Source organism: Ruegeria sp. HKCCD6119 (genome assembly GCF_013110585.1).
Taxonomy (GTDB): domain Bacteria; phylum Pseudomonadota; class Alphaproteobacteria; order Rhodobacterales; family Rhodobacteraceae; genus Ruegeria.
In genome coordinates this window covers 142,363-165,210 of record NZ_WVQV01000005.1, presented here as the reverse complement: position 1 = coordinate 165,210, position 22,848 = coordinate 142,363, and the positions used below count along the sequence as shown (strand labels likewise).

The following is a 22,848-nucleotide window of genomic DNA, read 5'->3' as shown; positions in this document are numbered from 1 at the left end:
GATGCGTGCCAGAATCCGGGGGCGCAAACAGTGCGGGTTGCCTGCAAAGCACGCTAAGCGGCGCAATCGCGTCAAGATATTGTTCGACAGAATCAAGGGCTGGCGGCGCGCCACGACCCTTTGCGATCGAGGCTCAAAGGTCCTCTCGCCCACGCCGCCATGAGTTGGCTGTGAAACCTTATCCCGGCGCGCGTTAAACATGCACATCAACCTGAGTTCGCAGATTGGCCGGGCGCGTTCCATCAGGGTGGAAAAACGGCGGTCTTCTTTACCGTTCCATAAACAAAGCTGGTGTCGATCGAAGCAATCCCACCGATCGGGTGAATTCTGTTTCGTATGAATTCTTCATATGCCTCGAGATCCGATACCAACACCCGCAGCTGGTAGTCCATCGCCCCGGTCAGCACGTGGCATTCAAGAACTTCGTCGATCATCCGAACGCGTTTTTCGAAATTCTGTACGTCCGTTTCATTGTGTCGCTCCAACCGGACCCGCACAAAAACAGTAATGCCTATGCCGTATGCGGCGGCGTCCACATCTGCGCTGTAACCCTTTATGATCCCGCGCGCTTCGAGGTTCTTGACCCGGCGCAGACACGGCGACGGAGACAGGTTCACCTCGTCGGCAAGGTCCTGGTTCGTCATGCGCCCGTCCTTTTGCAGCGCCCGAATGATCTGTCTGTCTTTATCGTCCATTTCAACCTTAAAATTGGCAGAATCTGCCAATATAGATCGCTGTCTTGATACTATTTGCAAGCACAAGCCCAAAGTAAAGGTGCAAACTGGCGTCAGCTTGAAACAGGAGCTTGCAATGAGTCGTTCAACCGGATTTGCCACCCGCGCCATTCACCACGCTTACAACCCTCTGGAAAATGACGGCGCCCTTACCCCACCGCTGCATTTGACGTCCACGTTTACCTTTGAAACCGCAGAGGCTGGTGGAGAGATGTTCGCCGGTGAACGCGCAGGTCATATCTACAGCCGTATTTCGAACCCCACATGTGACCTTCTGGAACAACGCATTGCGGTGCTTGAAGGGGCCGAGGCCGGACTGGCCCTTTCCAGCGGCATGGGGGCGATCACGGCAGTGCTCTGGACCCTGCTGTCGCCGGGGGACGAAGTCATCGTGGACAAAACGCTCTATGGCTGCACCTTCGCCTTCATGCGCCACGGTCTGGCAAAATGGGGGGTCACGATCACCCATGTCGACATGACAGACCCAGAGAACCTGAAAGCTGCCGTTTCTGACAAAACCCGCGTTGTCTATTTCGAAACTCCGGCCAATCCGAACATGCGCTTGGTGGACATCGCCACCAGCGCCGAAATTGCGCATTCGGTCGGTGCAACGGTTGTCGTCGACAACACCTATGCCAGCCCCTATCTGACCCGCCCGATCGAGCACGGGGCGGATATCGTTCTGCATTCTGCCACCAAATATCTCGGTGGGCATGGCGACGTGGTCGCTGGTCTGGTTGTCGGCACCGCCGACCAGATCGCCGAAATCCGCCTGGTCGGAATGAAGGATATGACCGGTGCGGTCATGGCCCCTTTCAACGCGATGCTGATCCTGCGTGGTCTAAAAACACTGAACTTGCGTCTGGATCGTCATTGTGACTCTGCCAAAGTCGTCGCTGATTTCCTCGAGGCGCACCCCGCCGTCGGTGAGGTTTATTTTCCCGGGCTGAAAAGCTTTGCTCAGCATGATGTCGCGCAACGGCAAATGTCCCAACCCGGCGCCATGATCGCGTTCGAGATCAAGTCCGGCCTGTCCGGTGGGATCGAATTCATGAACCGCTTGAACATGATCCAGCGCGCGGTGTCCTTGGGCGATGCCGAAACGCTGATCCAGCACCCTGCATCCATGACGCATTCGACCTATACCCCGGAAGAACGGGCCGCGCATGGGATCAGCGATGGTTTGATCCGTTTGTCCGTCGGGCTTGAGGATGTCGAAGATATCCTCGCAGACCTGGAGCAAGCTTTGCCTTATCCTGCCCGCAGCGCCGCCTGAACCCGGAGACCGCCATGCACATTGATCCCACTCAGTTGAAGATCGTTGAACAACGTCTGCTATGGTTTTCGCATTGGATGATCCACAATGCCAACCAGATCCGGCCAAAGGTGGATGGGATCAAGGTTGGTGGCCATCAGGCGTCGTCTGCTTCGATGGTGTCGATCATGACCGCGCTCTATTTTTCGGCCCTGCGCGCTGAAGACCGGGTGGCGGTCAAACCCCATGCCTCGCCGGTTTTCCATGCGATGCAGTATCTCATGGGCAATCAAACGCGCGAGAAGATGGAAAACTTCCGTGGTTTTGGCGGTGTGCAAAGCTATCCCAGCCGGACCAAGGATATCGACGACGTCGATTTTTCTACCGGGTCTGTGGGTTTGGGTGTCGCGATCACCTCGTTTGCTTCGATCATTCAGGATTACATCAAGGCCAAGCGCTGGGGCTCGGATGCTCCGATGGGGCGGATGGTGGCCCTTGTAGGCGACGCAGAACTGGACGAAGGCAATGTGTACGAGGCTTTGCAGGAAGGCTGGAAGAATGACCTGCGCAATACGTGGTGGATCGTTGACTACAACCGGCAATCCCTGGATGGCATCGTCCGCGAAGGGCTGTTCGAACGGATTGAAAAGATCTTCGATGCGTTCGGTTGGGATGTCGTGCGCGTGAAATATGGGGTTCTGCAACGCGCGGCCTTTGAAGAACCGGGTGGCGATCGCCTGCGCGACTGGATCGATGCGTGCCCCAATCAGGAATATTCGGCTTTGACCTTCGTGGGTGGCGCAGTCTGGCGGCAGCGTCTCATGGACGATCTGGGGGATCAGGGGGATGTGACCGCCCTGATCGAACGGCGGACGGATGCAGAGCTGGCTGCCCTGATGGAAAATCTTGGCGGCAATTGCGTCGAGACCATGGCCCGGACATTTGCCGCCATCGATCATGATCGCCCGACCTGTTTCCTGGCCTACACCGTCAAAGGGTGGGGCACCCCCATCGCAGGTCACAAGGACAATCACGGCGGGCTGATGAACAACAGCCAGTTCGCCGCGTGGCAGTCGCATGTGGGCGTGCCGAAGGGCGAGGAATGGGAGCCGCTTGCGACAGTGCAGGACCCAGCCGCATTCAAGGATTTTCTGGCAAAGGCACCGTTCTTTGCCAAGGGTCCGCGCCGCTATTTCGATGACAAGCTGGACGTGCCACGGATCGAGGTCGACACCAGCCGTGAAATCTCGACCCAGATGGCGTTTGGCAAGATCCTTGACGATCTGTCAAAAGGTGATGGCCCGTTGACCGAACGCATCGTGACAACCTCTCCGGATGTCACCGGCACGACGAACCTGGGGCCTTGGGTTAACAGGCGCAAGCTGTTTGCCCGATCCATGCAAGCCGATGCCTTCATAGAACATCGGATCCCTTCGACGGCGAAATGGGAGTTCACTCCGGAAGGGCAGCATATCGAGCTTGGTATCGCCGAAATGAACCTGATGCTACTTCTGGGAGCGGCGGGTCTGTCGCATTCCCTGTTTGGCAAACGGTTGATCCCGATCGGCACCGTCTATGACCCCTTTGTCAGTCGCGGCCTCGATGCGCTAAACTATGCCTGTTATCAGGATGCACGCTTTATTCTCGTCGGTACGCCATCGGGCGTGACACTGGCACCTGAAGGCGGAGCGCATCAATCCGTTGGTACCCCCCTGATCGGCATGAGCCAGGACGGGCTGGCCGCATTCGAACCCGCCTTTGCTGATGAACTGGCGGTGATCATGGAATGGGCCTTCGACTATCTGCAACGCGACGGTGAAGTGCAACCGGACGAGCGCACATGGCTGCGCGATGAAACCGGCGGTTCCGTCTATCTGCGTCTGACGACCAACCCGATTGAACAGCCTGGAAAGCGTGTCGACGATGAGTTCCGCCAAGGTGCCATCGATGGGGCCTATTGGTTGCGAAAACCGGGGCCCAATTGCGAAGTTGTAATCGCCTATCAAGGTGCCGTCGCGCCCGAGGCAATCAGGGCCGCCGGTATCATCGGCGAGGGCCGTCGCGATATCGGCGTTTTGGCCGTGACGTCCGCGGATCGGCTGAATGCCGGTTGGACGGCTGCACAACGCGTGCGGTCGCGGGGCAACCCCGCCGCACTTTCCCACATCGAGGCCCTGATGTCTGGCCTGCCGGCGCATTGCAATCTGGTCACCGTGATTGATGGGCATCCTGCAACATTGTCGTGGCTGGGCGCTGTGCGCGGTCATCAGACCATTCCGATGGGGGTCGAACATTTTGGCCAGACAGGAACGATCGGTGATCTCTATCGCCACCACTGCATTGATGCCGATGCCATCATCGAAAAAGTGAATGGTTTGACCCGTGGCAGAGTACTTCATCGGGCAACAAGCGCTTGAGATCGGGCCAACAAGATCAGGAACGAACCCGCTCGGTCTCTTGTTTGACCTATGTCGCATCGACGACGGTCATGTCATCGAAATGATCGGCACGATTGTGTGTGTCCGGTGCGTTTCTCCGACGCCCAACGGCAGGCATCTGCCAGCAAGATGTCGAATTTTGTACCCGCGTTGACCCAGGCTTGACGCGGCCCGGCCCTGGCGGTTGCGTCAGGGTCTGACCTGTCAGGGTGTTCCCTTATTGGAAGCTTTTCGGCGAAAATGCCCGTTTTCCCGTCTATACAACCGGGATGGCAGCCGGTAAGGGGCTGTCTTTACCCTTGGATGATCCGCTGATCGCAATTCCGCACAGCGCCTATCACCTGGCCGATACAAAGAACCACCACCGTGAAACAAACCATTGCAGATGCGCTAGCGCGCAAGGGCTATGATACATTGACCCAAGTTCAGCGAGCCGTCACCCAGCCCGAACTGGAAGGGCGCGACATGTTGGTTTCGGCCCAGACCGGATCAGGGAAGACCATTGGGTTTGGTCTGGCGATAGCACACAGGGTGCTGGGCGATGAAGAAACGCTCGGCAAACCCGAAGCGCCGTTGGCGCTGGTTGTCGCACCGACCCGCGAGCTGGCACTTCAGGTGAAACGGGAACTTGGTTGGTTGTATTCCGGAGCGGGAGCGTTTCTGGCCTCGTGCGTTGGGGGCATGGACATTCGGGATGAACGTCGCGCGTTGGCCCGAGGCGCCCATATCGTTGTGGCCACTCCGGGACGACTTCGCGATCATATCAATCGAGGGTCAATCGATCTGACAGCTATCCGAGCGGTTGTTCTGGACGAAGCGGACGAAATGCTGGATCTGGGGTTCCGCGAGGATCTTGAGTTCATCCTTGATGAAACACCCGCAGATCGTCAGACCTTGTTGTTTTCTGCCACTGTGCCACGCGCAATTGCCAATCTGGCCAAGCGGTATCAGCGCGAGGCGGTACGTGTGAGCACGGTCGGCGAACAGACCCAGCACGCGGATATCGAGTATCGGGCCATGACGGTGGCGCCGCGTGATGGTGAAAACGCGATAATCAATGTGCTGCGATATTACGAGGCCCCCAATGCCATCGTTTTCTGCAACACCCGAGCAATGGTTTCGCGCCTGACCGCTCGCCTGTCGAACCGGGGGTTTTCTGTCGTGGCCCTGTCCGGTGAGCTGACCCAGAGCGAACGATCCAACGCGTTGCAGGCTATGCGTGATGGACGGGCCCGGGTCTGTGTCGCAACCGATGTTGCGGCCCGCGGCATCGATCTGCCCAACCTTGATCTGGTGGTCCATGCCGAACTGCCCAACAGCCATGAAACACTGCTGCACCGGTCTGGCCGCACAGGTCGCGCCGGGCGCAAGGGCGTCAGCGCCCTGATCGTCGCGCCATCATCGCGAAAAAAGGCAGAGCGCATTCTGAAATTTGCCAAGCTGACAGCAGAATGGGGATCGGCCCCGTCTGCCGACGACGTGAACGAGCGTGACCAGGTTCGGATGCTGGCATCAGAGGACTGGCAGGTAGAGATTACGGAAAGCGAACGGCCGTCTGTTGAAAAACTGATTGCTCGCTTCACGCCCGAACAAATCGCGGCCGCTTACCTCAGGCAATACAAACTGCGCCATTCCGCCCCGGAAGAGCTGTCGGCGGTCGATCAGACCACCCCAAGACCACGGGCATCCTTTGGGCCCGGCGTCTGGTTTTCATTGTCCGAAGGGCGCAATCAGAATGCGTCCCCCCGTCATATGCTGCCGATGATCTGCAAGGCGGGCGATCTGACAAAAGACGACATCGGTGCCATTCGGATTGCCGAGGACGTAACTTATTTCGAAATCAGTGAAGCCAGTGTCGACCGCTTTTTGACCGCCATTGGTCCAGAGATGAAAATCGAAGAAACCAAAGACCTTGTGCGGTTGGATAAAGCACCGGACCTGTCGTCAACCGGTCGGTCCGGTCTCAAAAGTAAGTTCAAAGGCAGACCTACAGGACACAAAAAGGAAAACTCTCCGGCTGAGCGGAAAGCCCACCGCCGCCAATCCAAGCCCGAGGCTCAGCCTGCCCAGACCGTGCCCGCGACCGAAACCCGCCGAGCGTCGGATGACGACGCAAAAAGCCAGTTCAGGGCTTCGGGCGCAAAACCTAAAAAGCGCAAGCCCGACAGCGTCGAGCAAAAGAGGGGTCGTTCCAAACAAGCCGGAGACGCGCCGAAAGGTCCGCCGCCGCCGAAGGGCAAGCCAAACAGCAAGAAGAATCGTGCACGCGCGGCGGCCGTCAAATCCGCCAAGGGTGGCAACGCAGTTCCAAAACGTCGCAAACCCGGACCCAAGGGCAGTTGATTTCCGCCACGGACAAGGTTTGTCCTCTGGCCATTGGCAAGTGACCAGGTGCTGTTGATTTCGGTCCCGGCATACACATGTGCTTAACAGTTGCGTGATTTTTAGGGGTTGGAGCAAACTAAGCTTTGCTCTTCTTGCCATCTCAACCGAATACTGTGGTACAGGACATTCTTTTCGGGGTTTTCATGCGGTTCAGTGTCGGCATTGCTGTATCTATGCTGGTCGCCGTATCCATCGGCGTGTCGACCTTTGTTGTTCATTCGCTGTGGTGGACGACCGCGCGTGACAACAGCCGCATGCTTGCCGCTGAGATCAACAGCCAGATTGCAAACGCGGTCCGTATCGAAGTCGGGGCAACCCTCAGATCCGCCGAAGCCGCATGGTCGGCGGTGCGCACGATTTTTGTACAGAATGTCATCGCAACACGGCAGGCCGATAAACGAGAGTTCGTGTTTCTGTCTCAGTTGCAGGCGCAGCCGAATATTTCCTGGATTTTCTTCGGTTGGCCGGACGGCAATTTTTTCGCGTCGCATCGGTTGGGCGACAGCGGGCTTGAGATGATCGAGATCGACAAGGCCATCCGCGACCGGAACCTGCGAACCGATCGATACATTTTTGTTCCCGGGGATATTCAGTTCGAAGAAAGGACCTTTGTTCCGACCTCTTATGATCCTCGCGATTATGCCTGGTTCAACAATTTCATGTCCCTGGACACGATGGGATGGATCGAAGCGCGCGATCTTCCGGGCAGTGACAAGACCGTATACGCATTTGCGGGGCCGATCGATGTCAACCGGGCACGGCAGGGTGTCCTTGCGGTCGCAATAGAAACCGACCGTTTGTCACGCTTTCTGGCGACGCTTGAGCCCGGCGAATTTGGAGCTGCCTTTATTCTGGATGCTGATGGCAAAGTAATTGCCGTTCCCGACGCAAAAGCGGACGAAGTTACACCGGCGCGCATGGGCGAGGGTGAACTGTACGAGGTTGCCAAGATCTCGGGGGAAAAACTGTTGGGCGACCCGGATGGCAAAACTTCTGGCAACTCGACGAAACGCGTGGTGATCGATGGCGTTCCTTATGCGGTGGCCCTGACGCCTTTAGGTTTTTACGGGTGGCGCGTCGCTACGGTCATTCCGGAATCGGCCTTCTTGTCGGGTATCAACGCAACCTTGATAGACCTGATCTATATCCTGATCGGGGTCGTGATCGTCTCGACCGCTCTGGCGATCTGGTTGATCCGTAGAATTGTGGCCAACCCATTGGCGCGCATCGCAGAAGACCTGAGCAAAATCGAACGCTTTGATGTCGAACACATTTCACGCAGGCCTTCCAACCTGTCCGAGCTGGCCAATCTGTCAGCAGCCACTGCCAGCATGGCCGCAGGGTTGTCCGCGTTCCGAAAATACGTGCCGACCGATCTTGTGAAGATGCTGGTCGCCGAGGGTATCAAGACACAGCCGGGCGGCGACATAAAACAGGTCTCCGTGTTGTTTTGCGATGTGACCGGATTCACCGGGTTGTCGGAAAAACTGGGCCCCAAGATCATCCAGTTGATGGAGCCTTTTTTCTCTGCGGCCGCAGCAGCCGTCGCGCGCCATGACGGGACGATCGACAAATTCATGGGTGATGCGGTCATGGCGATCTGGGGGGCACCGCGCAAGGATGCGCTCCATGCCGAGAATGCCTGCCGCGCGGCACTGGATCTTGTCGCGACCGTGGAAGATGCGGGCATCGAGGACGAGGCCGGAAATTCCCTGCGTGTCAGGATCGGGTTGAACAGTGGGGAAGCTCTGGTTGGCAACATTGGGTCAGAGCAGCGGTTGAACTATACGGCAATCGGCGACGTCGTGAATGTGGCCAGCCGATTGGAAGGGGCCAACAAGGAGTATGGCACGCGCATTCTGATCGGCCCCGAGACCCGGCGCGAAGCCGCCGACGCAATTGTCGTCCGAGAGCTGGACACGCTTGCGGTCTTTGGCCGGACCGAGGAACTGGTGGTCTATGAGCTGATTGCGATGGTCGGCAGTTTTGACGGATCATTTGATTGGATCGAGACATACGAACAAGGTCTTGCGCATTATCGTTCCGGCCGGTTCGAGCAGGCGATAGCTGCGTTTGAAGCCGCGGACAAAATGCGGGGCGGGGATCCTGTGTCCGTCGCCATGAAGTTGCGCGCAACGAAGCTTTTGACCAACCCTCCCGCACGGGATTGGCGTGCGGTTACGCATACGGACAAGACGTGAGGGTACAGGCCATGAGAGCATGCGATCCGCACCCATGAACAGAAAGGTCTGAGTGCGCGGCAGAGCGTTTCGGGGCGTCGTATCGTTTTCGCGGCGAAGATGAGAATGAGACCCTGAAATCAGGGTGCAAAGGCAGAAACGGTCTTCAGAGACATCCGCAGAAAGACACTGTTGACTTTAGATTTTGTATTTTGGATACATTGGGCAGAGGGATCGCGACGACCTGTGCTGTCACTGAATGCTCTGACGACAAAGAGCCATGCGATTGTCTTTCAAAGTCCTTTTCTGGGAGAAAATCATGAAACTCAAACTTCTGGCCGCAACCACTGCGATCGCCCTGACGGGTGCCGTGGCGCAGGCAAATACACTTGTATATTGTTCCGAAGGGTCGCCGGAAGGGTTCGATCCTGCGCTGTACACCGCGGGGACGACCTTTGATGCGTCTTCACATCCGATCTACAATCGGTTGCTTGAATTTGAAACGGGCACGACCAATGTGGTCCCCGGCCTGGCCGAAAGTGTCGAGGCCAGCGATGATGGTCTGGAATACACTTTCAAGCTGCGCCAGGGCGTCAAGTTCCACTCGAATGACGCGTTCACGCCGACCCGCGATTTCAACGCGGATGACGTGATTTTCTCCTTCATGCGTCAGAAAGACGAAAACCACCCTTATCATCAAGTGTCAGGAGGAACCTGGGAATATTTCCAGGGTATGGGGATGCCTGATCTGGTCGAGTCCATCGAAAAGATCGACGACTACACGGTGAAATTTACCCTGTCCAAGCCCGAAGCACCGTTTGTCGCCAATATGGCGATGGACTTTGCCTCAATCGTGTCGGCGGAATACGCTGCGGCAATGATGGAAGCCGGTACGCCGGAAAAACTGAATACGGCACCCATCGGCACCGGACCTTTCTCGTTCGTGGCATATCAAAAAGACGCGGTGATCCGTTACGCGGCCAATGATGCGTATTGGAACGACCCGGCGCAGGTCGAAAACCTGATCTTTGCCATCACGCCGGATGCGTCTGTGCGCTATCAAAAGCTGAAAGCAGGCGAATGTCATGTGATGCCCTATCCGAACCCTGCCGACATTCAGGCAATGAAGGATGATCCGGACATCAACATGCTGGAACAAGAGGGCCTGAACGTTGGTTATCTGGCCTACAACACCACCATGGCGCCATTCGACAATCCGAAGGTGCGCAAAGCGCTGAACATGGCGATCGACAAGCAGGCGATCATCGACGTGGTCTTCCAGGGCTCGGGCCAGGTGGCCAAGAACCCGATCCCGCCTACCATGTGGGGCTACAACGACGCCATCGTGGACGATCCTTATGATCCCGAAGCGGCCAAGGCGATGCTTGAGGCCGAAGGTGTTTCGGACCTGTCGATGAAAATCTGGGCCATGCCCGTCCAGCGCCCCTACAACCCCAATGCCCGTCGCATGGCCGAATTGATCCAGGCGGATTTCGCCAAGATCGGTGTGGGCGTCGAAATCGTCTCGTACGAATGGGGTGAATACCTGTCCCGCTCGAAAGAACTGAACCGGGACGGTGCCGTTCTGCTGGGCTGGACCGGGGACAATGGCGACCCGGATAACTTCCTGGCGGTTTTGCTGGGCTGTGACGGGGTCGAAGCATCCAACCGGGCGCAATGGTGCCATCAGCCATTCGAAGACCTGATCCTGAAGGCCAAGCAAAGCACGGATCAGGCCGAGCGGACCAAACTGTATGAAGAAGCGCAGGTTGTGTTCAAAGAGCAGGCTCCGTGGGCAACCATCGCGCATTCGGTCGTTTACATGCCCATGAGCAACAAGGTGCAAGGCTATAAGGTGCACCCTCTGGGCGGTCACATCTTCTATGGTGTGAGCGTCGAATAAACCACCACTCACAAACCGGAGCCACCTGATTGGTGGCTCCGGCTTTCTTATTGAGGAGGTCGGGCAGAATGCCGGATTTGTCCGAATACCGCCAATTGGCAATGGATATGTCAGTGGACGCAGTGGCCCTGGTGCCGGGTCCAAATTTCACCCGCGCATTGGGCAAATCCTTCATGAGCCACGAGCGCCCTTTTGTCGTGGTGATTCCGGCCATGGGTGATCCGGCGGCGATCGTGCCCAATCTGGAACTCGCCTCATGGGATCTGGTTGGATTTGAGGGTGCCGTATTCGACTGGCGCGATCAGACCGGCTATGACCGCGCATTTTCCGCGCTGGCAGCGCATAGTCCTATCAGATCGTTGGCCGTCGAAGGTCAGGTGATGCGGTTTTTCGTGTCAGACGCGTTTACCCGCGCAATTCCGGATCTGCGGATTGTGGACGGCGAGCGCGAAATCTCAGGCCTTCGCATCATCAAAACCGAAGAAGATATCGCCGCGCTGCAAGCGGCCATCGATATTTCGGAACGCGCGTTGGAGCGTGTGATTGCAGGTGTTCGTGCAGGTCAGACCGAAAAACAGATCGAGCAGGCGCTGATACAGGCGCTTTTTGCGGAAGGCGCCGAGTCGTTGGCCTTTTCCCCCATCGTGGCTGCGGGGGACAACTCGGCACGACCGCACGGAAAGGCGCGCGCCGACTACCGGATCAAAGCAGGCGATGCCTTGCTGTTCGACTTTGGCGCTCGAAAACATGGTTTTGCGGCCGACATCACGCGAACTTTTTTCGTTCAGGACGTCCCGGACGAAGGCCGGGATGTCTACGACACGGTTTTGCGCGCCAACAAAGCCGGGTTCGAAGCCTGCCGCCCCGGCGTGACAGCGCATGACATCGACGACGCCGTCACAGGCGTGCTTGAGGCCTCGCCCTTTGCCGATCGTATCCGGACCAAGACAGGTCACGGTCTGGGCCGGGATGTGCATGAGGCGCCGTATATCATGCGCGGCAACAGCCAGAAAATCCTGGCGGGCATGGTCTGGACCAACGAACCCGGTCTGTATGCATTGGACAAGTTCGGCGTTCGCATAGAAGATGACGTTCTCGTCACCGGGGATGGCTGTCGGTCACTGACCCGCTTTCCCAAAGAACTTACAATCATAGGTCGCTGATGCTTGGCTATTTCCTTACCCGTCTTGGCCTGTTTGTTCCGACATTTCTGGGCGTGACGTTGATTTCGTTCATGTTCATCCGGGTGCTGCCCGGCGATCCGATCATCGTGATGGCCGGGGAACGCGGCATGACGGAAGAACGTTATCAGGAAATGGTCGAAAAGCTGGGTTTCGACAAGCCGGTGTTGCAGCAGTATTGGGATTACCTCACCGGAGTGCTTCAGGGTGATCTGGGCGAAAGCTTTGTCACAAGGAAACCCGTATGGGATGAGTTCTTTTCGCTGTTCCCCGCAACGCTGGAGTTGTCCCTGTGCGCCATGACCTTTGCCGTTGCGCTGGGTCTGCCCGCAGGTGTGATCGCGGCGGTGAACCGAGGGAAGTTCTTTGACCGGGCGCTGATGTCCTCGGCGCTGGTCGGGTACTCGATGCCCATCTTCTGGTGGGCGCTGCTGTTGATCATCATATTCTCGGGCAATCTGGGCTGGACGCCGGTCTCGGGCCGCATCGACCTGTTGTATTATTTTCCCAGCGTCACGGGCTTTATGCTGATCGACAGCCTGTTGTCGGGTCAGGAAGGAGCATTCGGATCAGCCGTGCGCCATCTGATCCTGCCGACGATTGTGCTGGGAACGATTCCGCTGGCGGTTATCGCACGCCAGACCCGGTCGGCGATGCTGGAAGTTCTGGGCGAAGATTACATCCGCACCGCGCGCGCCAAGGGTTTGTCACCTTCGCGGATCAATGGATTGCACGCGCTGCGAAACGCTTTGATTCCGGTTGTTACGGTGATCGGCCTGTCGGTGGGCACGTTGCTGGCGGGGGCCATCCTGACCGAAACCATCTTCAGTTGGCCGGGCATAGGAAAGTGGATGGTCGACAGCATCTTTCGCCGTGACTACCCGGTTGTTCAGGGCGGATTGCTGATGATCGCGGTGATCGTGATGCTGGTGAACCTGCTGGTCGATGTCCTTTATGGCATCATCAACCCCAAAATTCGGAGGCGGTGATGGCCGAACTATCTTCAACCCCGCCCAGAACGGAAGACCGCCCCAGCGCCCTGCGAGAGTTCTGGTACTACTTCAGCGAAAACCGCGGCGCTGTCATCGGGCTTTGGGTTTTTGCAGCCTTTGTGTTTTGTGCAGCTTTTGCGCCCCTTCTGGCCCCCTATGACCCAACCGAACAGTTCCGCGATCATATCCTGCAACCGCCTGCTTGGCAGGAGGGCGGAAGCTGGGCTTTCCCGTTGGGTACCGATCCGCTGGGTCGGGACATGCTGTCGCGCCTGATCATGGGCTCGCGCTATTCCTTCTTTGTTGGAATCGTCGTCGTCTGTGTGGCGGTGTCGGGCGGCGTGATGATTGGCCTGCTGTCGGGCTTTGCCCCCAAATGGGTCGATACGCTGATCATGCGGGTGATGGATATCGTTCTGGCCTTTCCGTCGCTGCTGTTGGCACTGGTGCTGGTGGCCATCCTTGGCCCGTCGCTGACCAACGCGATGATTGCCATCGCCATTGTTTTCCAACCCCACTATGTGCGCCTGACCCGCGCGTCGGTTCTGGCGGAACGTCAGAAGGATTATGTCACGTCGGCGCGCGTGGCAGGCGCTGGCAGGTCACGGTTGATGTTCATCACCGTGCTGCCCAATTGTCTGGCTCCGATCATCGTCCAGGCGGCGTTGTCCTTTTCGACAGCAATTCTGGATGCAGCTGCATTGGGCTTTCTGGGCATGGGCGCGCAGCCGCCCACCCCGGAATGGGGCACCATGCTGGCCGAAGCGCGCGAATTCATACTGCGCGCCTGGTGGGTGGTTACTTTCCCCGGTCTGGCGATTCTTGTCACCGTTCTTGCCATCAACCTGATGGGTGATGGCCTGCGTGATGCGCTTGACCCGAAACTGAAACGGAGCTGATCGCATGAGCCTTTTGCAGATCCGCAACCTGACTGTTGAATTCGCCACGGCCTCGGGCAAGTTCCGTGCGGTGGACGGTGTCGATCTGTCGGTCGACAGGGGCGAGCTGATGGCCATCGTCGGCGAAAGCGGCTCGGGCAAGTCGGTGTCGATGCTGGCGCTGATGGGGTTGTTGCCCTGGACCGCGACGATCACCGCTGACGAGATGCGTTTTGAGGGGCTGGATCTGGCCGGTCTTTCGGCCCGCGATCGACGCAAGATCATCGGCAAGGACATGGCGATGATCTTTCAGGAGCCGATGTCGTCGCTGAACCCCTGTTTCACGGTGGGATTTCAGATCAAAGAGGCTCTGCGCATCCATCTAGGTTTGAACCGCAAGGACCGCCACCAGCGCGCGATTGAGCTGTTCGACCAGGTCGGCATCCCGGCCCCGGAAAGCCGTCTGACCACCTTTCCACATCAGATGTCAGGGGGCATGAACCAGCGCGTCATGATCGCGATGGCCATCGCCTGCAAGCCCAAGCTGCTGATTGCGGACGAACCGACCACTGCGCTGGATGTCACCATTCAGGCACAGATACTCGACCTGCTGGTTCGGTTGCGGGACGAGCACGATATGGGCCTTGTGCTGATCACTCATGACATGGGGGTGGTGGCCGAAACCGCCGAACGGGTTCAGGTGCAATATGCCGGACAAAAAGTCGAAGAGCAGCCCGTGCGTGATTTGTTCCGCACGCCGCGTCATCCCTATACATCGGCCCTGCTGAGCGCCTTGCCCGAGCGCGCGACCTCCAAGATCCTCCCGACGATTCCCGGCGTTGTGCCGGGTCAATTCGATCGCCCCGCAGGGTGCTTGTTCAGCCCACGATGCCGGTTTGCTGATGCAACTTGCGCTGAAATACCGCCGACCCCCCATGCCGACGCCTTCGGCAAGGCACGTTGTCACCACGTAGAAAAAATTGCGGCCGGAGAATTGGCATGACCGACCCCATCGTTCAGGCGAAAGATCTGACCCGGTTTTACACGGTGAAGGGCGGGTTGCTGTCCAAGTCAGCGACGGTAAAGGCCCTTTCTGGGGTGGATTTCGAACTGAAACCGGGAAAGACTCTGGCCATCGTCGGAGAGTCCGGCTGTGGCAAGTCAACATTGGCGCGATTGGTCACGATGATTGAAGAGCCGACGTCGGGCAGGCTGACGATTGATGGTGTCGACATTACCCCGTCGCGGTGGAGCAAGATGCGGGAAACGGTGCAAATCGTGTTCCAGGATCCGTATGGATCGCTGAATCCACGTCAACGCATCGGCCAGATCTTGCAGGAACCGCTGATCATCAATCGTCCGGACATGTCCGCCGCAGACCGCGAGACACAAGCGCGCGACATGATCGAGATGGTGGGATTACGCCCCGAGCATTATGATCGCTATCCACATATGTTCTCTGGCGGGCAGCGTCAGCGTATCGCCATTGCACGCGCGCTCATGTTGAACCCCAGGGTCCTGGTTCTGGATGAGCCGGTTTCGGCACTCGACGTCTCGATCCAGTCGCAGATCCTGAACCTGCTTGTGGATTTGCAGGAACGGCTTGACCTCGCCTATCTGTTTATTTCGCACGATCTTTCCGTGGTTCGACATTTTGCAGACGACGTGATCGTGATGTATCTGGGGCGCGCTGTTGAAAAGGCGCCCAAAGAACAGCTGTTCGCCGCGCCGCGCCACCCCTATTCCAAGGCGTTGCTGTCCACGACGCCCCGAGCAGACCCTATGGCCCGAAAAGAACGGATCAAGCTTGAGGGCGAACTGCCGTCGCCAATGAATATTCCAAAAGGTTGCGCCTTTGCGCAAAGATGTTGGCTGGCAACCGATCAGTGCAGGGCAACATTGCCTGAACTGGCCGGAGAAACGCATCAGGTCGCGTGTCTGTACCCCTTGTAATGCAAGTAGGTTTTTGCGTTGGTGTGAGACGGTGGCAAACAGGGCGGCCTCAAGAAAAGCGACGTTGACTTCTTGTCGGAGAACCTCCGTGCCCAGGCGCTGGCAGGAACGGCGCGCCGGCGTGGGCGACCATGCCACATGTTTGTGTCGCTATCGTCGAGACCGCCATCTTCGAACCCGTACGTAAGACAGGACCGTCTATTTCCCCAAGTGCGGCCCGAGCGGCCATATCCCTTGGGCGGCTTGGGCCTGATGACTTCGATGCACGGACGCGCGTGACAAGAATACTCCGCCCCTCTTCCGGACGGGTCTTGCCCGGAGAAGCGAGGCATGTGCCAGACCGAATGCAGGGGCTACTCTGCCACTTCCGCCGAGGGTTCGTGTTTTTTGAATTGCTGATCGAACAGGTTGCGGAAGGCTCCGTTCTTTTTCATCAACTCGTCCAGATTGCCCTGTTCCACGATCGAGCCATCCTGAACCACGATAATCTTATCCGCTTCCAGAACAGTCGAAAGTCGGTGCGCAATGACGACGACGGTCACATCCTTTGTCAGGGTGTCCAGAGCCTTTTTGACAAGCGATTCCGATTCAGCGTCCAGCGCGCTTGTGGCCTCGTCCAAAAGCAGGATCTCGGAATTTCTCAGTATTGCGCGTGCAATCGCAATTCGCTGTTTCTGACCACCTGACAGGAAGGTTCCGTTTTCGCCGACTTGCGTTTCGTACCCTTCCGGCAGGTCCATGATGAACTCGTGCGCATGTGCGGCTTTGGCCGCGGCAATGACCTCTTCCTCGGTTGCGTCAGGGGCCGAGCAGCGCAGATTGTCCATGATCGACGTCGAAAACAGAAACGTATCCTGACCGACATAAGAGATTTTTTTTCGCAGGGACGCAAAGCTGACCTCGCGCAGATCTTGGCCATCAATCTCGACGCTGCCCTCATCGGGATCGTAGAACCGCATGATCAGCCCGAATATCGTAGATTTGCCACCGCCGGACTGACCGACGAGCGCGGTGGTCTTGCCGGCCTCGAACGTGACGTTCATGTCTTCGATCACAGGTACGGCACCTTGATAGCCGAAAGTCACATCGCGCAACGTTATCTGGCCGGGGCCTTCGATCAGGTCATGGGCTTCGGGGCTTTCCACCATCGTGTCGTCCTGATCCAGCAGGCCGAACAACATGCTGATACCAACCATGCAGGTTTCGATCTGAACGCGCATTTTCGACAGCCGCTTGGCAGGTTCATAGGCCATCAGCAACGCCGTGATAAAGGACATCAACTGGCCAGCGCTGGGTTGTTCCGTACCTGCGATTCCCATCGTGCTGACCACTAGTACACCCGCCACGGCGAGGCCGGCCAGAAACTCCATAAGAGGGCTGGCAATGGACTGCAACTTGGCGATATCGTTCGACCGCTGTTCAACTTTCCGGATGGCGGTGTCCATGCGGTTGATCATCCGGTCTTCGAGCGAGAAGACCTTGATGACCTTGATCCCTGCCGAGGTCTCTTGCAGCACCCGAATGATTTCCGCCAGTGACTTGAATTCGGCCTGCATGATCGTTCGTACGCTCTTCAGCAGATAGCGAACACCCAACAGGGCAATCGGACCCACGACAAAGAACAAGACGGACAGAACGGGCTGCTGATACACCATCACAGCAACCAGCCCGACCAGAGTCAGAGCGTCGCGGACGAACCCGGTGACCAGCACATCGATCAGGTTTCTGGCTGCCTGCGCGCCATGGGTGGTGCGCATCAGAAGGTCCGACGATTCATTGGTCGAAAAGAACGCGACCCCATGTTTGAGCAGTTTGCGGTAAACCTTGTCCTGCTGTTCCGCCACGATCCGATTGCCTGCGCGGGCAAGGTAAATAGCCTGAATATAGGATGCGACCGCTTTGACCAGAAACAGGAGGACAACCCCCAACGCAATTACATGTGCCCAACCCTGCAAGTCGGGGCTGGTCATGGCATCGACAATGTATTCCATCATATATGCGGAGCCGGCCGTGGTGACCGCCACGGCAATCATTGCCAGAACCGCAATACCATACAGCTTGCCTTGCGCGTAAAAGCTTTCACCTACAAGGCGGCCCATATAGCCTGATCGCCACTTGTTCCAGGCGCGCTTTATCATTGCGTTCTCCAAATCGTGAAACTGTGCGCACGCTCAGTTAACCTATATTTTGTCGGGCCTAAAGGACAGATGCCAAGCTGCGGCAGAGCGGCCCATCCCGACTGTCTGAGCTGTACGCCCGCTAAATAATGGCTGGTTGACGATCGGACAAGAGTTGGAAAGCGCAAGGACAACCGGGATTTGCCTCTTTGTACGGGCGCAGGCAGGGTTGGTGGCGTGACAGGATTCGCAAAAAACGCCGTAAAACACGGGCTTTTTGCCACAAACGAGTCGTATGTCCGGCATGAACCCGCTAACAAAGGGCTGTATTTCCTGACATTGAACACGTGTTGATCCGAAAACCAGACAGGGAAGGGGCACAAGTATCGTATCCGATCCTGTCTGGGGCCGGTTGTTGGAAATCGAAATTCAGCGCTGCGGCCAGGTCTCTCGGGCGTTGCCTTCACCCCTCTTCTTGCAAATATGCAAGAAGGTTAACAATATCTTCGTTCTTTTTCAGGCCGCGAAACTGCATTCGATTGCCCTGAAGATACCGTTTGGGATCCGTCAGGAACGCGCTCAGGGTCTCATGCGTCCAAACGATGTCGGAACTTTCCAGCGCTGTCGAATACTTGTATCCCTCTGCCTGTCCGGCCTTTGTGCCGATAATACCGTGCAGGGACGGGCCAACACCATGGCTGCCTTCTTTCAATTTGTGGCAGGCACTGCATTTGCGAAACACCTTTTTGCCCGCCGTCGCGTCCCCCTGAACATCTGCGGCAGCAACATCCTCTGTGGCTTCCGATGCCGTCGAGGCCTGCTCTTCATCCGTGTTAAAGATCAGCCGGGCCGTAATAGGTACCGTTCGGGTGATGCCGGGCAGGCTTGCCAATTCCATAAGCTTGTCCACGCCGGCGTTCACACCGGCGTCTTCCGTGCTGAGAAACACCATGTCGTTTGTCGAAACAAGCACTGACGTCTCGGACAAGCGTGCGACGAACATTTCCGCGTCAAATTCAACTTCCGTGCCGGCCAGCGAAAGCACGGAAGCAGCTTCCAGAGTGGTGGTTTCACCCACGGCCAGCCCTGAAACCTTCGCCATGTCGAATTCGGCCGTCAGGCGCGCAGTGGGTGCTTGGCGGAATACAAATTCGATCATTCGTTCATTGCGAATATCTATGTTGGTCTCGACCGAGGACAGGTCGATTTCGATTTCGGCTATGCCCTCCTGTGTCACGTGTCCGCTCAGGCCGGTGAAACTGTTGACCTCGCCCACCGCGTTTTTCTTGATCGTTCCATAGGCCAGATGCGAGTGGTCGGACTCCAGTGTCCAATCTGCTGCCCAAATGGGTGTTGCAACAATTGCCGACGCAAACGTGACTGCCTTCAACAGAAGTTTCATTTCTTTCCTCCGCGGTTTATGTCAGTTTTGGCCCTGCGGGCCGGGTCCGTTTCTGACAAACACACACAGGTCGCGTTTTATTCGATGAGTGCCGAGATGACTTCCGAACAGGCCGTTCGTGACGCCGTACAGATGCACTCAAGACGCGTCTGGCGGTTTGCTCTGGCGTTGTCGGGGGCATCAGATGTGGCGGACGATCTGGTGCAGGCCACATGCCTGCGTGCGCTTGAGCGGCATCATCAGGTAACATCGCATGATCGTCTGGACAGTTGGCTGATGACGATCTGCCGGTCAATCTGGTTGAACGAAGTGCGGTCTCGTTCCGTCCGGCGGGCACAGGCGCTGTCCGTGATCCCGGAAGCGGAACTGGTCGCAACTTTGCCGGATTCAGAAACGAATATTTTTGCGGCTGAAGTGTTTACTCAAGTGATGCAGCTGCCAGAACCGCAGCGGGAAACGGTCATGCTTGTGTTCGTCGAAGGGTACAGCTATCGCGAAACCGCTGCATTGCTGGACGTTCCCATCGGCACAATCATGAGCCGGCTATCGAATGCCCGGCGGAAACTGAAAACCGTGATGCAGTTTGAGGCGGCAGACACCGCGCGACGGAGTGGCAAATGACGTTTTCCGACGAGACGCTGTTGGCGTATCTGGAAGGCACGCTGGATGAGGCTCAGAGCCGCGCCATCGAGGCCGCGGTTGAGGATGATGTCGAGCTTGAACGCCGCTTGATGGCGCTGGATCCGTTTGCGCCTGTCGTTGGGCAGGTCTTTGAGAAACTGCCCACCGCGGCGCCGAAGGTCGATTTGCCGGAACCCGTGGCGCAAAACACCAATGCTGGGTTTCTGCGCCTTCTGGTCGTGGCCGCGGGCGTCGGGGTTGCAGCCGTCGCCCTGACATTCTGGGCGACGCGTCCGGCGGAACCGGGCTGGGCGCAGCAAGCGGCGATCTATCAGTCGCTTTATGTGCCCGAGACGATTGTCTCGCTGGACAGTTCCGAGGCATCGCTGGACAAGCAGTTCGCGATGGCCGAGGCAGCACTTGGCAGGTCTCTGAACCGTGAAGCGCTGGACTCCATGCCTGGGCTGGAGTTGAAGCGAGCACAGGTTCTTTCGTTCAAGGGAAAGCCCTTGGTTCAGGTCGTTTTCGCTGATGAGCAGGGTCAACCTTTTGCCTTCTGTGTTATCCGTCAGGGGCCGAACGCCCCGAAGGCAGAGGTCAAACAGGCCATTCTGAGCGGTTTGGCAACAGCGACCTGGGCGCAGGATGGCTATGGTTACATGCTGCTGGGCAGCTCTCCGCAGACCGATTTGAGCAGCGAACTGGATGTTCTGACCCGAACCTTTGCGGGCTGACGGAATACCCCTTGTGAACCAACGGGAATGCCCGAAGAATGCGGGGTATGACGTCGAAGAAACCCTTGCCCCTTCCAGAAGACGAGGCCGAAGATCTTGGCCCCGCCAGCATCTATGACGGCGATCCGTCCGAAGAGGACGACCTGTGGTTCTTGCCGCCGGATGAAGTCGAGGAAGACGAGGGATTCTTTTTGCCCGGGCCGCGACGCGAACAGCGCCTGCTGTTCGATCCGCGTGATTGGCGGGCAGCGCAGTCCGACCTTTCTGCGGAACTTGCAGATCTGGCCCTGACTTTTGGAGCGCTGGATGAACGGTTGCGAGCGGGCCCCGAAGGCTGGACGCATCGCTTGGCATTGATGGAGACGTCCGATCTGGGGTGGTGGACCGGAGACCGGATCAGCGTGGATCGATTGGCCTTGTGGACCGGTTTGCGGATCGGCGCGACTCATGATGACGTGCAGGCCCTGTTCCGGGCCGGATGGGCTGTACGACGCCTGAGTTCGGGCGCGCCGCCTGCTGCCGGCGGTTGGGAACGGGGGCTGACCGCGTTTCTTGACCGACTGGCACAGGGGGCCGACGCGACCCCGGAATCCATCATTGATCTGGCCGAGGTCATGCAAAACGCCGAAGGGCTGCATCCTGTGACGCAGTCGGCAATTGCGTTTCACGCGTGGCGGGCGGTGTCACAAGGCATCGGACAAGACACGGAAGCAGCCGTCATAGCCGCGCGGCATGCGGCCTCCATGGGGCGTGGCGGTGCGCAGTTTATGCCCTTGGCCTTGTCCGGGCCGAGCGCGCTGCGCGGCTCGGGGGATCCGGCGGAAAAACTGAGCGCATGGATCGGCGGCGCAGGTCAGGCTGCCCTTGCAGCGTTATTGCACCTGGACCGGATCAGCGCGTGGGAGGCGAAAGCCAAAGAGGTCACGCAGGATCTGAGCGGCCGCACCCCACCGCGCCTGATCACTGCATTGACGGCCTGGCCCATGGTATCCGCGCCTTTGGCAGAAGACCTGACCAAGGCTTCCCGCGCGGCGGTGCAGCGCAATTTCGACCTGTTCGCGCAGCGGGGTCTGGTTCGCGAGGTCACCGGGCAGGGGCGTTACCGCGTCTGGACGGCGGCGCTGTAATCCATCAGCCAATCGCGAAACGTACGCGCTGCCGGGCGCAGCGCCGTGCGGGAGGGATAGACCAGATGATAAGCTTCCTGCCCCGGGCAGGAGATGTCCGGCAGACAAGGGACCAAGCCCGACAGTTTCATAATGCGATCTGACGCGGGCGCGCGTGCCAAGGCAATGCCGCATCCGCTGGCGCAGAGCTCGGCCGCCATCACCGAATTGTCGGCAAAAAAATACTGTGCCTGGCCTGCTGGCAGCCGCTGGTGTTCGAACCAATGCGGCCAGCTTGCCCGATGGGTCGAAACTTCGATCAAGGTGAAGTCGAACAAGTCCTTTGCCGTCTCGATCCGGGCAGCAATCTCGGGCGGGGCGATGGGATACAGATGTTCGCGCATCAACTCGTCACTTTCCGAGCCGAACAGCGCGGGGTTTCCGAACACGATCTGAAGGTCAGTGAACCGATTGGCAAAATCCGACATGACATTGCCGGTCGAAAGCGAAAGGTTGATCTGAGGATGCGCCGCCTGAAAATCGGGAACACCCCCGGCCAGAATGCCATGTGCAAACAGCAGCACCGACTGCACGTAAAGCCTTTGCTCGCGGGTTTCACCGAACAGACCGGCGGTTGCCGTTTCCAACATGAGCAAGGATTGCTGTACCGACGGCAGATAGGCGCGCCCGGTCTCGGTCAAAGTGACCGCATGCGCGTGACGGTGAAACAAGGGTGTGCCCAGTCTTGTCTCCAGCGCCTTGACCTGCTGGCTGACGGCGGCAGGCGTCATGTTCAACTGGGTCGCGGCGCGGGCAAAGCTTTCGGTTCGGGCCGCAGCCTCGAATACGCGCAGCCAGTTGAGGGAAGGGACGCGGGCGTTCATTCCGACAGGCTAAGCAGAACTTAGCCTCACCGGCAAGACAATTAGGTCTGAGCTTTTGATCCCCCGCCTTAGGCTTGTAATCAGT

The 22,848-nt window shown here is 57.9% G+C and carries 17 protein-coding genes; 13 read left to right on the top strand and 4 right to left on the bottom strand.

The features are described from left to right. Window positions 1-242: 242 nt before the first annotated feature. Window positions 243-695 (bottom strand): Lrp/AsnC family transcriptional regulator, encoded by a 453-nt coding sequence (locus GS611_RS13650; RefSeq protein WP_171636498.1) that lies wholly within the window; start codon window positions 693-695, stop codon window positions 243-245. A gap of 115 nt (window positions 696-810) precedes the next feature. Between GS611_RS13650 and GS611_RS13645 the strand changes: the two genes are divergently transcribed. The 10 genes from GS611_RS13645 (at window position 811) to GS611_RS13600 (ending at window position 15,899) form a co-directional block, all read left to right on the top strand. Beyond that, window positions 811-2,010, top strand: a complete 1,200-nt coding sequence (locus GS611_RS13645; RefSeq protein WP_171636496.1) for a methionine gamma-lyase — start codon at window positions 811-813, stop codon at window positions 2,008-2,010. 14 nt (window positions 2,011-2,024) lie between these two features. Continuing rightward, window positions 2,025-4,406 (top strand): 1-deoxy-D-xylulose-5-phosphate synthase N-terminal domain-containing protein, encoded by a 2,382-nt coding sequence (locus GS611_RS13640; protein WP_171636494.1) that lies wholly within the window; start codon window positions 2,025-2,027, stop codon window positions 4,404-4,406. A 387-nt stretch (window positions 4,407-4,793) separates the two neighbouring features. Continuing rightward, the gene (locus tag GS611_RS13635) at window positions 4,794-6,770 is read left to right on the top strand and encodes a DEAD/DEAH box helicase (RefSeq protein ID WP_171636492.1); all 1,977 of its coding nucleotides are present in this window, start codon (window positions 4,794-4,796) and stop codon (window positions 6,768-6,770) included. A 185-nt stretch (window positions 6,771-6,955) separates the two neighbouring features. Next, entirely contained in the window at window positions 6,956-9,013 is a 2,058-nt protein-coding gene (locus tag GS611_RS13630; protein WP_253285049.1) for an adenylate/guanylate cyclase domain-containing protein, read from the top strand. Between the two features lie 298 nt (window positions 9,014-9,311). Beyond that, the gene (locus tag GS611_RS13625; RefSeq protein ID WP_305848771.1) at window positions 9,312-10,895 is read left to right on the top strand and encodes an ABC transporter substrate-binding protein; all 1,584 of its coding nucleotides are present in this window, start codon (window positions 9,312-9,314) and stop codon (window positions 10,893-10,895) included. A gap of 68 nt (window positions 10,896-10,963) precedes the next feature. Next, window positions 10,964-12,058, top strand: a complete 1,095-nt coding sequence (locus GS611_RS13620; protein ID WP_171636488.1) for a Xaa-Pro peptidase family protein — start codon at window positions 10,964-10,966, stop codon at window positions 12,056-12,058. Next, the gene (locus GS611_RS13615) at window positions 12,058-13,065 is read left to right on the top strand and encodes an ABC transporter permease subunit (RefSeq protein ID WP_171636486.1); all 1,008 of its coding nucleotides are present in this window, start codon (window positions 12,058-12,060) and stop codon (window positions 13,063-13,065) included. The genes GS611_RS13620 and GS611_RS13615 overlap by 1 nt, the downstream gene beginning before the upstream one ends. Next, window positions 13,065-13,967, top strand: coding sequence for an ABC transporter permease subunit (locus GS611_RS13610; protein WP_152460560.1), 903 nt, complete (start codon window positions 13,065-13,067; stop codon window positions 13,965-13,967). Before GS611_RS13615 ends, GS611_RS13610 begins: the two co-directional genes overlap by 1 nt. Window positions 13,968-13,971: 4 nt before the next feature. Continuing rightward, window positions 13,972-14,949 carry an ABC transporter ATP-binding protein gene (locus GS611_RS13605; protein WP_171636484.1) on the top strand — a complete coding sequence of 326 codons (978 nt, stop codon included), beginning with the start codon at window positions 13,972-13,974 and terminating at the stop codon, window positions 14,947-14,949. Continuing rightward, on the top strand, window positions 14,946-15,899 hold the full coding sequence (locus tag GS611_RS13600) for an ABC transporter ATP-binding protein (RefSeq protein ID WP_171636482.1): 954 nt from the start codon (window positions 14,946-14,948) through the stop codon (window positions 15,897-15,899). Before GS611_RS13605 ends, GS611_RS13600 begins: the two co-directional genes overlap by 4 nt. Window positions 15,900-16,252: 353 nt before the next feature. Here the strand turns inward: GS611_RS13600 and GS611_RS13595 are convergent, their stop codons facing one another. Together GS611_RS13595 and GS611_RS13590 are read right to left on the bottom strand one after the other, a co-directional pair. Then, window positions 16,253-18,037 carry an ABC transporter ATP-binding protein gene (locus tag GS611_RS13595; protein ID WP_171636480.1) on the bottom strand — a complete coding sequence of 595 codons (1,785 nt, stop codon included), beginning with the start codon at window positions 18,035-18,037 and terminating at the stop codon, window positions 16,253-16,255. Between the two features lie 442 nt (window positions 18,038-18,479). Further along, entirely contained in the window at window positions 18,480-19,418 is a 939-nt protein-coding gene (locus tag GS611_RS13590; RefSeq protein ID WP_171636478.1) for a cytochrome c family protein, read from the bottom strand. Between the two features lie 96 nt (window positions 19,419-19,514). On the opposite strand from GS611_RS13590, the gene GS611_RS13585 reads away from it, so the two are divergent. From GS611_RS13585 to GS611_RS13575, 3 genes are read left to right on the top strand one after another with little or no spacing between them, the layout of a single operon-like run. Next, on the top strand, window positions 19,515-20,039 hold the full coding sequence (locus tag GS611_RS13585; RefSeq protein ID WP_171636476.1) for an RNA polymerase sigma factor: 525 nt from the start codon (window positions 19,515-19,517) through the stop codon (window positions 20,037-20,039). Further along, the gene (locus GS611_RS13580) at window positions 20,036-20,773 is read left to right on the top strand and encodes a hypothetical protein (RefSeq protein WP_171636474.1); all 738 of its coding nucleotides are present in this window, start codon (window positions 20,036-20,038) and stop codon (window positions 20,771-20,773) included. Before GS611_RS13585 ends, GS611_RS13580 begins: the two co-directional genes overlap by 4 nt. 38 nt (window positions 20,774-20,811) lie before the next feature. Further along, on the top strand, window positions 20,812-21,900 hold the full coding sequence (locus tag GS611_RS13575) for a helix-turn-helix domain-containing protein (protein ID WP_371732267.1): 1,089 nt from the start codon (window positions 20,812-20,814) through the stop codon (window positions 21,898-21,900). Here the strand turns inward: GS611_RS13575 and GS611_RS13570 are convergent. Continuing rightward, window positions 21,873-22,763 carry a LysR substrate-binding domain-containing protein gene (locus tag GS611_RS13570; RefSeq protein WP_171636470.1) on the bottom strand — a complete coding sequence of 297 codons (891 nt, stop codon included), beginning with the start codon at window positions 22,761-22,763 and terminating at the stop codon, window positions 21,873-21,875. The two genes, GS611_RS13575 and GS611_RS13570, sit on opposite strands and share 28 nt — an antisense overlap. Window positions 22,764-22,848: the final 85 nt, after the last annotated feature.